This is a genomic window from Bifidobacterium jacchi (genome assembly GCF_009078285.1).
In the GTDB taxonomy this organism is placed as follows: domain Bacteria; phylum Actinomycetota; class Actinomycetes; order Actinomycetales; family Bifidobacteriaceae; genus Bifidobacterium; species Bifidobacterium jacchi.
Genome location: NZ_RQSP01000031.1, coordinates 18403 through 30812, shown reverse-complemented (window position 1 = coordinate 30812; position 12410 = coordinate 18403). Strand labels below are relative to the sequence as shown.

The window sequence follows — 12410 nt, the reverse complement described above, 5'->3', positions numbered from 1 at the left end:
CCATGGCACCCCACCATCCAGCCCACGAAAACAGCAACAGTCTCAAACAATGCCCCAGGACACCCGTCAACCATGCCCCGAGACAACACAATACGAGATGGCCGTTTTCCCGAGAAATCCTTGCGCTGAAGCAGGTGCGCTGAAGTAGTGCTAAAGCAGCGCCCCTCTCTCGTTCCCCTCGTTCCCCTCGTTCCTCTCTGGTGTCCCACCATCCAACCCACGAAAACAGCAGAAGCCTCGGTATTATCGACAGCAGACTGCACAAGCCGTCTCACAGTGGAGACTGCACAACAATCAGGCCGCTTCACCCTGACATGAATCCGCCCTGCGAATGAAGAAGACCGACGGTATGCCCTATAATGTGATCGGTTACGACAATGTGATCGGTTACGGCGACAGAAATATGTGGTGCGAGCTCGCCGACTCGAAACAGGGGGAGGACGGCGATGCTAAGCAACGGTTCGCGCTGGATTGCTGCCATGCCATGTGGCGCAGCGCAACGCGGGACTGCTTCATGCGGCACTGCTTTACGTGGCATTGTGCAACTGTGCGACATATACATGGATTCGGCCCACGCATGCGGAGAGGGTGATCGTTCGTGACGAAACGACACTCGTTCACCATGAAGGAAATCGCGTACCTGCGCTCGCTGCCGGCGGTGGAGAGCGTCGGTCGGGATCGTATCCGATACGCGCAATGGTTCAAAAATGACTGCATCGTGCGCTACCGTGGGGGCGATTCGCCGGCTCGGATCTTCCGTGATGCCGGTTTGGATTCGTCGATGATCGGCTACAAGCGCATCGAGCGTTGCGTGGCCCGGTGGCGTAGCGAAATTCCGGAGGGAAGCCAGCTGAGCGGACACGCGCTTCGGGCGGAGTCCCCGGAATCAACGGATGTTGCGGGCCTGTTGCAGCATTTCGCGGCGAAGTGGAGCGAAGAGCGGTCTCATAGCAACGGGGCAGAGCTTCGTGCCCATGACGGTCATGGCACCCCGGTGATGCATGTGGCTGAGCAGGAGGCTGTCCGGTCGGCGGGCGTCGATCTGCGTGACGAGCTCATCGCGCAGCAGATTCATCGCATCCGTGAGCTTGAGCATGAGATCGACATGCTGCTGCATCGGCAGGCGGATCATGCGGGGCACGCGGAATCCGCCGAATCCGGCACGACCTCCGGCACGATCACCGACACGCCCGCTGACGCAGGCGAGGAATCGTCAGGTGAGAATTCCTGAGTGAAGCATTCGTCGTCGCTGCTGCCAACCTGCGCTGCCGCCGACAATGCCCACCAGCTTCGCAACCAGAACGCTTCCCTTCCGGCCGACGCGCGTGCCCGCCTGCGTTCCGTTCGGTGGTCCGCCGAAGCGCATCGCTGGTCGTGTCGTGAATCGCGCGCTGCCGCTAAGGTGCATATCATGACTGGATTGTTCATCTCATTCGAAGGCGTCGATGGCGTCGGCAAGACCACGCAGGTCGAGCGGCTGCGCGACTATCTGTGCGGCCGCGGTCTGACCGTGCGCACCACGCGCGAGCCCGGTGGCACGCCGCTTGGCGTCGCATTGCGCCGACTGCTGCTGGAGGGTGTGGCGAAGCAATCCGAAGACGGCGAAGACGGCGGGCGCGGCGAACAGAGCGAAGCGCGCGGCAACGCGCAGAGCAATGCGCAACGCAATGCGCAATGCGCAACGCAGTCCGCCGATATCGCGCATTCCGCCGATATCGCGCCGCGCGCCGAGGCGCTGATTTTCGCCGCTGATCGCGCCCAGCACGTCGCCGAGGTGATTCGCCCGGCGCTGCGCCGCGGCGAGGTGGTGGTCACCGACCGCTATATCGACTCGTCGCTGGCCTATCAGGCGGGCGGTCGCGAACTGACCGCGGACGAGGTGCGGTCGCTGAGCATGTGGGCGACGGGCGATCTGCTGCCCGATCGCACGTATCTGCTGGATATGGATCCGCGGCGCTCGCATGCGCGGCTTGATCATAGCGAGGATCGTATGGAATCCGCGGGCGACGAGTTCCAGCGGCGGACCAGACAGGCGTTCCTCGATCTGGCGGCAGCCGATCCGGCTCGTTTCGTCGTCGTTGACGCCGCCGAGTCGGTCGACGAGGTCTGGCAGACGATTCGCGCCGATGTCGATCAGTTGATTGCCGACGGATACGGCGACAGCCGGCTGCGCGCCGCCGCGGGGGCAATCGCAGCGGCAGCGACACCAGCGCCTGTAGCGGCGGCACCCGCGCTCGCATCACTGATTCCGAATTCCGCTGATTCCGCTGATGATGCTGCTGACCCTGATGATACCGATGCAAGCGAGTCGAGGGAGCGTGAGCGATGAGCGTATGGGATGCGATCGTCGGCCAGAAGCCGGTCGTCGAGCAGTTGAAGGCCATCGCCTGCGGCAATCCGAAGGCGATCGCCCAATCATGGCTGATCTGCGGACCGCCCGGCTCGGGGCGCTCGAATCTGGCGAAGGCGTTCGCCGCGGCGCTGGAAAGCCCGGATCATGGCATGGGCGACGAGCCGACGCGCGTCACGGCACAGGTGCTTGCGGGCACGCATCCCGACGTCATCGCGCTTGACACCGACAAGGTCACCATCGGCATCGATCAGGTGCGCGACCTGATCGGCGTGTCGGAACAGATGCCGAGCACCGCGCCGTGGCGCATCATCATCATCGAGGATGTCGATCGCATGCTGGAACGCACCACGAACGTGCTGCTCAAGGAGATCGAGGAGCCGGCGGAACGCACGATCTGGATGCTGTGCGCCCCCGGCGCGCAGGATGTGCTGCCCACGATCCGTTCGCGCACCCGCATCGTCAATCTCGCCGTGCCGTCGGATCGGCAGGTGGCGGCGTTCCTGATGAACCAGGTCAATCCCGGACTGCCGGCAAAGGACCGGTTCGACGAGCATGTGGCGGCCCGCGCGGCGCGTCTGGCCGAAGGGCATATCGGCGTGGCGAAGCTGTATGCGACGGACGAGCGGGTGATGTCCGACCGCGATGATCTCGTCGTCGGCGTGCTGGGGCTGGAACGCGCCTCGCAGGCCGTGCTGCTGGCCGGCGATCTTCTCGACAAGGCGAAGGGGCAGGCGGAAGCCAGTGCGAAGGAGGCCTCCGAGCGGGCGCAGGCCGAATTCCGTCGCGTCAACGGTCTCGGCCCCGACGATCGCATTCCGCCGAAGCTGCGCGGCGCGTACAATGCGCTGGCGAAGAAGGACGACATCAAGCGGACCGCCACGCGCAAGACCCGTGATGTGCTCGATCGGGCGCTCAACACCGTGGCCAGCGTCTATCGGGATGTGTCGGTGGTGCAGAACAACGCCGAGGATGCGGTCGGCTTCGTCAATCTGGAGAACCGCAAGGCCATCACCGAGCTGTCGGTGCGTCTGACGCGGCAGCAGGCGGTGGCTCGGCTGGAGGAGATCGCGCAGGCGCGGCGTCGTCTCATGGGCAACGGCAACCCGCTGCTGGTGTTCGAGGCGCTGTTCTGCGCCCTGATTCCCGACTGATCGCGCATGGGCTGGGGTGATTATTCAGGCGCGCCTACGCCTGATCATGCACGGCATCGCCGGCGGTGGAATCGCGGATCACCAGCTGCTTCGGCAGCACGATGCGCACCGGATCGATGGTGCCGGAATCGATCAGCCGAAGCGATTCCGTGACTATCCGATGCACCGGAGGGCGTAGCGACGTCAGCGTGGGCGTGGTCGACAGCGCCATCAGCGAATCGCCGTCCCCGACCACGCGCACGTCGTCGGGAATGGTCAGCCCAAGCGATTCGATCGCCGTCATCGCGCCGATCGCGACCGAATCGTCGCAGCAGACCAGCGCCTGCGGCCGCATGTGAGCGAGCCCGCGTTTCGGCAGGTCGGCGGTGATGCCGAACAGCTGCATGGCGCAGTGGAAACCGCGTTGGACGGTCCGCTCGCCGAACTGGTTCCATGAGCTTTTCGTGAACATGTCGAACGCGCGGATCTGCGTGTGGAACATGGCGAACAGTTCGGCCGAATCGAAGGAGATGCGGTCGCCGGCGAGATACGCCACCGAGTGCACGCCGGCGTCGGCGAGATGGCGCATGGTCGTCTCCATGGCGGCGGTGTCGTCGATGGCGATCATGAAGCTGCGGTAGGAGCTCTGCTGCCCGCCCACCTGTACGATCGGGATGCGTTCGGTGAGACGCTCCAGCGAAGCCGGCAGGTCGCTGGCGTTCGCGGGAACGACGATCAGGCCGTCGAGGCCCTGTGCGGCGAGGGCTTCGATACGCGTCGCCTGCTCCTGGGCGGTGTGGCCGATGCCGAGCGCGAGTCGTCGGCCATATGCGCACAGCGTCGGCTCCAGTTCGCCGAGCAGCTGGGCGCTGAGGCGATTCGTCGCCGAGGGGATGACCAGACCGATGGTGTTGGTCACATCGGAACGCAGCGTGCTCGCGGCATGGTTGACGCAGTAGTTGAGTTCTGCTGCGGCGGCGCGCACGCGGCGGGCGATGTCGTCGTCCTTGTCTCGTTTACCTGACAGCACGCGCGAGACTGTCGCGATGGAAACGTTCGCCAGCGCGGCCACATTGGTGATCGATGCCGGGGGCGTCGGTTGCGTGGATGTCATGATAATCGCTCCATTGCGTGCATGCCGCGTCCTGCCTGCCTATGGCCCGTATGGGTCGTATGGTCCGGGGCCGTTGCGCGCACGCGGCAGTTCGTCGTCATCGTCGATGCCGGTGACGCGCGCGGCCGCCCGCACGATGTGTGCCGGGCGGCCGCGGAGGAAAATTGATGAAGGGTGGCCTTGAAGGCTTTGTGCGGCTTACTCGGCCGCGGTGAGGGTGGCGACCAGGGAGTCGGCCACGGCGTCGGCGTTGTCGCCCTCGACGTTGATCTCGACGGCATCGCCCTGCTTGATGCCCAGACCCATCACGGAGAGGATGGAGCCGGCGGGAACCGGGTTGCCGCCCTGCTTGGCGATGGTGACGGTGCAGCCGGAGGCGGCGACGGCCTGGGCGAACTGTGCGGCCGGACGGGCGTGGATGCCGACGGGATCGTTGATGGTGGTGGTACGCGTAACCATAAGGACACTCCTTTGAGTCGTGGACTGTGCTGCGATTGTGGTGCGGCCCGCAAGCGTGTTGCGATGCTGCTGGGAAAAGAGTGTAGCACGTTTTTCCCGAAACGCTGAAAACGTTTTCTCTTGTTGTGTCGCGTGCTATGTGGTGTATACTCGACTGCAATCGAACATGTTTTACCGTCCTGTGCGGTGTTGCGGGCTCATGGCGGCCCATTGTGGTGTCGTCATGATGCCGTCAGACGCGCGCGGCGGATAACCAAGGCCGGACAATCCCGCCCGGATGGCCGGAGAACAAAGGAGATCACATGGAAATCAAGGGTGTTGGCATTGGTCGTGGAGTCGCAGTCGGTCCGGTCATTCGCATGGCCGCGCCGCTGCCCGAGCCGTCCGACGCGCCGCGTGCCGAAGGCGTGTCCGCGGATGCCGAGATCGAGCGTGCCATCAAGTCGCTGGAACTGGTCAACGCCGATCTCAACCGTCGCGCCAAGGAGGCCGCCAACGGCGACGAGGGCGCCAAGCAGGCCGCTCCGATCCTTGAGGCCATCGCCATGTTCGCGTCCGATCCGTCGCTGGCCGAGTCGATCAAGAACCTCATCCGTCAGGGCAAGACCGCCGAGCGCGCCGTGCTGGAGGGCTTCGGCGCGGTCGAGGACATGTTCCGCGCGATCGGCGGATATCAGGGTGAGCGTGCCGCCGACCTTCACGATGTCGGCCAGCGCGTCATCGCCGATCTGATGGGTCTGCCCGCCCCCGGCGTGCCCGTGTCCGAAACCCCGTTCGTGCTGGTCGCCGAGGATCTGTCCCCCGCCGACACCGCCGGCCTTGATCTCGACAAGACCCTCGCCATCGTCACGTCGCAGGGCGGTCCCACGTCGCATACCGCCATTCTGGCCCGCGCTCGCGGCATCGTCGCGGTCGTCTCCGCCGCCGAGGCAGACGACCTCAAGAACGGCGAGACCGTGATCGTCAACGCCGCCAAGGGCACCGTCACCGCCGAGCCGACCGCCGACGAGATCGCCGCCGCCGAGGCCGCCAAGGCGCACGCCGCCAAGGCGAAGGAACTGCGTGGCAAGCCGGGCTCCACCAAGGACGGCCACCACATTCCGCTGCTCGCCAACGTCGGCAAGCCGGCCGACGGCAAGACCGCGCTGGAATACGGTGCCGAAGGCGTCGGCCTGTTCCGCTCCGAGTTCCTGTTCATCGGCAACGCCGAGCCGCCGAGTGTCGAGGAGCAGACCAAGGCGTACGCCGAGCTGCTCGCCCAGTTCCCCGGCAAGAAGGTCGTCATCCGCATGCTTGATGCCGGCGCCGACAAGCCGCTGCCGTTCCTCACCCCAGAGGACGAGCCGAATCCGGCCCTCGGCCTGCGTGGCCTGCGCACCCTGCGCGTGCACAAGGAGGTCCTCGAAGGCCAGCTCAAGGCGCTCGCCGCCGCCGATGCCCAGACCGAGGCGGACCTGTGGGTCATGGCCCCGATGGTCGCGGATGCGCATGAGGCCGCCTACTTCGTCAAGCTCGGCAAGAGCTTCGGCCTCAAGAAGGTCGGTGTGATGGCTGAGGTGCCGTCCATCGCCCTGATGGCCGATCAGGTCGCCAAGGTCGCCGACTTCGTGTCGATCGGCACCAACGATCTGACCCAGTACACGCTGGCCGCCGACCGTACGCTCGGCTCCGTCGCCAACTATCAGACCGCATGGCATCCGGCTGTGCTGCGCGCGATCAAGCTCATCGCCGACGCCGGCAACGCCAACGGCATGCCGGTCGGCGTGTGCGGCGAGGCTGCGGCCGACCCGGATCTGGCCGTCGTGCTTGCCGGCATCGGCGTCAACTCGCTGTCGATGACGCCGGTCGCCCTCGACGACGTGCGCGCCGAGCTCGCCAACTGGACCCTTGAAGAGGCGCAGGAGAAGGCCGCCAAGGCCCTCAACGGCGAGTTCTACAAGTCCTCCTGGGACGACTGATCGCGGCTATCGCGACTGATCGGGCGGTTGTGGCGGTTGTGCAGATGTGCGCAAACTGAGATCGTTCGGCAGATAGCCGATTGATGAGCCGATTGATGGGTTGATTGATGCTTTGGGGCCATTCGCTTCGGCGAGTGGCCCCTTTTTGCGTGCTCATGCCGCGGTTTGCGTTCGTGTCCGTGATTCGCGTCCGTACCTGAGTTATGCACTCGGGATTAAGCCCTACTTTGCAAGAGTGGAATCGGTCTCACCGACAAAGCGAGGAGAGTATGTAGGCGCGACAGTTGGCATATTTTAACTGTTGTTGGGTATGCTGATTTTGCACACTATTGGCAAGGAGGAAATCACATGAGCAGTTTAGTGATGGAACGACGCGCGAAGCGAATAATGTCGTCTCGTTTGAGGACAGTAGCGCGTCGGGATAATACCGTCCGACTTGGCGATGATTTGCCGACTGGCGTACGTCGGTTTGCGTCTAAGCGTGAGTTTCTGGCGAGCGTGCGAGGCGCGATGAAAAAGGCGGATGCTGGATGATCGAGCCTAGTGCTACTGACTGGTTTTACATGGATATTGAACGGCTGCGTAGGTATAAGCCCATGTTGGCCGAATCGGTTTACGATCTGCTGGATAATCATCTGGCGGAATATGGGGGAGTGCCTGTAGAATGCGATCCTCATAGGCTGAAGATCGGGAATGGTTGCCTGTCCGGCTATATGGAATGTCATGTTGAGTCTGATGTGCTGCTGATTTATCGCGTGGTCGGCTCCCGCGTACTTGTGGTGCGGTTGTGCACTCATTGGGAGTTGTATATGTGCCGGTTTGACCCATATGCGTGGCCTGATCCCAGTGTTGAGGCTGCGGAAAAAGCGGCGCATCATATGACAGATGAGCGAATCGAGGCTACGTTGTTTGAAGACGCATGATAGGTGGTGTGACACGCTGATTTGCATGCCCCGCAATGATGCTATATAGCGTCAAGTATCAAGCTTAGTCAAGCAAGATACCGCAAGCGACAAACTAGTGTCCTGCGTCAGAAGTTCGTTGATTATATCGTCGGCTCCCCTTGTCAGGGGTGCGGCTGGAAGGACCTAATCTTCCAGCCGCCTGCTTCAAAACCATTCAACCAATTGTGCGGCATGCGTCACTTTTGCACATGCCTCACATGAAAGTGAGGTATCGACGGGTGACACGTGGCCGCGATACACTGGGATGCATGAAGATTTCCGCTGATTTCACGGTCGTGCCCGACGACTTCGCCAAGGCCGCGCCGCCCGAATATCGCAACGGCGGCATTCCCGTCGTCTCCTTCCCGTTCTACATCGACGCGATCGATCCGGATGCCGCCTACATGCATTGGGCGTTCACCGACCCGGATTCCATTCCGGTGTGCGGATTCGAGTGGATTCACTGGACCGTCGCCAATCTGCCGATCGACGCGCTGATGTACGACTTCAACGACTCCCACGCGCTGGCCATCCCCCCGGATTTCTCACGGCAGATGCCGTCGATGATCCCTGAAGCGGTGCAGGGGCGCAATTCCTCGGCCTCGAAGCTGCTGGGCCGCCCGGCGGACCCGGCCGTGACCATGCGCTACAACGGTCCGCAGCCGCCGGACAAGGATCATGACTACTATCTGCATGTCTGGGCGACGAAGCGTCCACTGGCCGGACTCAATCAGGGATTCTGGCTCAACGAGATGCTGCATGTGCTGCGTGAATGCGGTGAAACCCCCGATCAGGGCGGCATCTTCGTCACCGGCCGGGCGTGAATCGTCGCAATCAGCCGCCTCAGTCAGCCGCAGCAATCGATTCTCAATCGATTCGCAATCGGCAATCATCATGCGTTCACCGACAGCAACCGTCGGCAGAACGGCACCGATGGACACCAACATAAGCTGAATGCCAACACAAGCTGAATGCCAACACAAGCTGGGAACCAACACAACACAAGAAAGGACGCATCATCCATGGGCTGCACCACGATTCTGGTCGGCAAGGACGCGAGCTATGACGGTTCGACGATCATCGCCCGCAATGAGGACAGCGCGAACGGCGAGTTCAATCCCAAGCGATTCGTCGTCGTCAAGCCGAGCGAACAGCCGCGGCACTACCGCAGCGTCATCTCCCATGTCGAGGTCGATCTGAGCGACGAGGAGCCGCTGCAGTACACCGCCGTGCCCAACGCCGACCTCAAGGAGGGCATTTGGGGCGAAGCCGGCGTCAACGAGGCCAACGTGGCGATGAGCGCCACCGAGACCCTGACCACCAATGAGCGTGTGCTCGGCGCCGATCCGTTCGTCGAGCTCACCCCGGCCAAGGGCAAGCCTGGCGAGGAGGGCTATGAGCCCGAGGTCGCCGGCGGCATCGGCGAGGAGGATTTCGTCACGCTCGTGCTGCCGTACATCAGGACCGCGCGCGAGGGCGTGGAGCGTCTCGGCGCGCTGCTCGAGCGATACGGCACCTATGAGATGAACGGCGTCGCATTCTCCGACGTCGATGAGATCTGGTGGCTGGAGACGGTCGGCGGCCACCATTGGATCGCCAAGCGCGTGCCCGACGAGGCCTATGTGACCATGCCGAACCAGCTGGGCATCGACGAATTCGATCTTGATGATGCGCTCGGCGAGCAGGAGAGCCACATGTGCTCCGATGATCTCGCCGAATTCATCGAGCGCAACCATCTGGACCTGTCGGTCGAATCGACCAGCCCCTTCAACCCGCGTGACGCGTTCGGCTCGCATTCCGATTCCGACCATGTGTACAACACGCCGCGCGCGTGGTGGATGCAGCGTTTCCTCAACCCCTACGACGAGGTGTGGGACGGTCCGGACGCCGATCACGGCCCGGAGAACAACGACATTCCGTGGGCGCGTCAGCCGGAGCGCAAGATCACCATCGAGGACATCAAGTACGTGCTGTCCGGCCACTATCAGGGCACGCCGTATGATCCATACGGCAAGCTCGGCGACGAGCACACCCGTCACATGTATCGCCCGATCGGCATCAACCGCCAAAGCCAGCTGTCGGTCATGCAGATTCGCCCCTACCGTCCGCAGGCGAGCCGCGCGATCCAGTGGATCGCCTACGGTTCCAACCCGTTCAACACGCTGGTGCCGTTCTATCCGAACGTGGACTCCACGCCGAAGTATCTTGAGGACACCACCACGCGCGTGACCACCGAGAACTTCTACTGGGCCAACCGCGTGATCGCCGCACTGTGCGATTCGGCATTCGCCGACACGCGCAATGCGGTCGAACGCTATCAGGAGAAGACCGGGGCGATGGGCCACCGTCTCGTCACCGCGACCGACGACCAGGTCGCGCGCCTTGGGCTTACCGAAGCGGAGGAAACCCTCGAATCCGCGGCCGAAGAGGAGTTCGAGGCCGACAACGTGGATGGCGACGTGCAGCCGATGGACCCGGAGGGGATCATCGAGGCCACGCGCAATGCCGAGGTGCGCTCCATTCTCGCCGCCGCCAACCAGACGATGGCCGACCAGCTCAAGGCCGAAACCGACCGTCTGCTCGACTCCGTGCTGTACACGCGGTCCATGGCCATGAACAACGGCTTCCACATGTCCGACTTCTGATTCACTGTCTTGGCTCCCCTTGTCAGGGGAGCTGTCAGCGATAGCTGACTGAGGGGTAGTTTTCTATATGATGTGACTACCCCTCAGTCTTGTCACACGAACCGGCTCCTTGGTAGGAGGAGCCAGCGATATTGAGAAAGGTTTATCCATGACCACCATCGCGGACTTCACCAGCCAGTACGGCCTGGTCAAGAAAATCGACGCATTCGGCTACCTGAAGTACCTGGCTGATAACCCGGACGCCCCGCGCAAGCACGGCAAGGTCGTGCTCGTCACCGCCGACACTCCGCTCAAGGCGAGCCGCGGCGAAGGCAAGACCACCACGACCATCGCGCTGATCGACGCACTGCGCGCGCGCGGCATCGACGCGGCCGCCGTGCTGCGCCAGCCGAGCATGGGCATCACCGCAGCCGGCTCGAAGGGCGGCGCATCCGGCGGCGGCAAGGCGTCGCTGACCCACCCCGAACTCATCGACTGGGGTCTGACCGGCGAGATGGCCGCCATCGCCGCCGCGCAGAATCTGCTGGTCTCGTTCGCGGAGAAGGCCGTTGACGAAGGCCGCATCGACACGATTCTCGTGCCGCGCGTCTCCGAGGTGCCGTCGCGCTCGCTGCGGTCGATCACCGTGGACGCGGGCAAGAACAACGTCGCCGAGCGCGTGGTGCTCACGCCCACCAGCGAGCTCATGCAGATCGTCTGCCTGTCGCGTTCGATGGACGAGATCGCGCAGCGCGTGTCGCGCATGATCGCCGGCACCAAGGACGGCAAGGCCGTCACGTTCGGCGAGTTCGTCGATCTGTGGCGCATCACGGGCATTCTGTCCGGCGCGGTGCAGCCGGCGCTGACCGAGACGGTCAACGGTTCGCCGGTGTATGTGCACGGCGGTCCGTTCGCGAACGTGTCGATCGGCATTCCGACGCTGGTTTCGGTGGAGATGGCGTGCGCGCTGCACGATGTCGTCATCGTCGAAGCCGGATACGGCACCGATGCCGGTGCGCAGAAGTGGCTGGACATCGCCTGCCGTGAGTTCGACGCCCAGTGGCCGTCGGCGGCGGTCGTGGTGACGCGCGCCTCGACCTGGCGTGACGATCCGGCGCTCTCGTGGCGCTACCCGTTCCATGTGGAGCATCTTGAGGGGCTTGACATCCCGACTTTCCCGCTGATCAACCTGTGGGACGGCGAGGACGATCAGATTCCGTCGCTGCGTCAGACCGCGGCCAAGCTGGAGTTCCGCGATCCGATCATCGGCAACCTGTACCGCGACGGCGGCGAAGCGCTCGCCCCGCAGCTTGACGGCTTCGTCGACGCGCTGCTCAACGGCTCGATGCCGGCTCGCCCGCACAGCCACAAGGGCATGTCGGTGATCGAGAACGTGAAGTGGGTAGCCGAGCATTCCTATGGCGTGCCGGCCGAGCGCGTGCTGCTCAAGGACGGATTCATCGCGTCGCGCGACGCCGCCGTGAAGCTGTGCGAATCCGCGGGATTCTCGCTGTCCGACCTTGCGCTGGTCGCGGTCAAGTCGCCGGCGACGATGACCGACGACGATCGCGCCCCCGAGGATGAGCGCACGGTGACCCTCAAGAAGGTCGAAGTGCACGCCGGTGCCGGTCTGGTGCAGGTGAACCTCACCACGTCGCTGACCACGCCGATGCCGAAGATCGTCTGATCGGCTGGCTGATTGGTTGATTGATCGGTTGGTTACCGGCTGGTTGGCGGCTGGGTTTTGCGTTGCGTACCGCGAATCAGTGGTACGCAACGCGATTTTCGCATAGTGTGCCGTGTCAGAAGTTCGTTGATTATATTGTCG

9 protein-coding genes and 1 pseudogene are annotated in these 12410 nt (G+C 63.4%); 8 read left to right on the top strand and 2 right to left on the bottom strand.

Annotated elements, in window-relative coordinates; genetic code table 11:
• Positions 1-598: 598 nt before the first annotated feature.
• From EHS19_RS11425 to EHS19_RS08190, 3 genes and pseudogenes are all read left to right on the top strand, one after another.
• On the top strand, positions 599-1231 hold the full coding sequence (locus EHS19_RS11425) for a transposase (protein ID WP_241677160.1): 633 nt from the start codon (positions 599-601) through the stop codon (positions 1229-1231).
• Positions 1232-1411: 180 nt separating this feature from the next.
• Positions 1412-2140 (top strand): annotated as a pseudogene (gene tmk / locus EHS19_RS08195) (dTMP kinase); the annotation flags it as partial.
• A gap of 185 nt (positions 2141-2325) precedes the next feature.
• A complete protein-coding gene (locus EHS19_RS08190) occupies positions 2326-3504 on the top strand; it encodes a DNA polymerase III subunit delta' (RefSeq protein WP_151917275.1) in 1179 nt (392 codons plus the stop codon).
• Between the two features lie 34 nt (positions 3505-3538).
• On the opposite strand, the gene EHS19_RS08185 is transcribed toward EHS19_RS08190, so the two are convergent.
• Entirely contained in the window at positions 3539-4597 is a 1059-nt protein-coding gene (locus EHS19_RS08185; protein ID WP_151917274.1) for a LacI family DNA-binding transcriptional regulator, read from the bottom strand.
• 198 nt (positions 4598-4795) lie between these two features.
• A complete protein-coding gene (locus tag EHS19_RS08180; protein ID WP_151917273.1) occupies positions 4796-5056 on the bottom strand; it encodes an HPr family phosphocarrier protein in 261 nt (86 codons plus the stop codon).
• A 302-nt stretch (positions 5057-5358) separates the two neighbouring features.
• Between EHS19_RS08180 and ptsP the strand changes: the two genes are divergently transcribed.
• The 5 genes from ptsP (at position 5359) to EHS19_RS08155 (ending at position 12269) form a co-directional block, all read left to right on the top strand.
• Entirely contained in the window at positions 5359-7014 is a 1656-nt protein-coding gene (gene ptsP / locus EHS19_RS08175; protein ID WP_151917272.1) for a phosphoenolpyruvate--protein phosphotransferase, read from the top strand.
• 530 nt (positions 7015-7544) lie between these two features.
• Positions 7545-7937, top strand: a complete 393-nt coding sequence (locus tag EHS19_RS08170) for a type II toxin-antitoxin system YafQ family toxin (RefSeq protein ID WP_151917271.1) — start codon at positions 7545-7547, stop codon at positions 7935-7937.
• Positions 7938-8227: 290 nt separating this feature from the next.
• Positions 8228-8782 carry a YbhB/YbcL family Raf kinase inhibitor-like protein gene (locus EHS19_RS08165; protein ID WP_151917270.1) on the top strand — a complete coding sequence of 185 codons (555 nt, stop codon included), beginning with the start codon at positions 8228-8230 and terminating at the stop codon, positions 8780-8782.
• A 198-nt stretch (positions 8783-8980) separates the two neighbouring features.
• A complete protein-coding gene (locus EHS19_RS08160) occupies positions 8981-10603 on the top strand; it encodes a C69 family dipeptidase (RefSeq protein ID WP_151917269.1) in 1623 nt (540 codons plus the stop codon).
• A gap of 148 nt (positions 10604-10751) precedes the next feature.
• Complete coding sequence (locus EHS19_RS08155) at positions 10752-12269, top strand: formate--tetrahydrofolate ligase (RefSeq protein WP_151917268.1); 1518 nt, start codon at positions 10752-10754, stop codon at positions 12267-12269.
• Positions 12270-12410 lie beyond the last annotated feature (141 nt).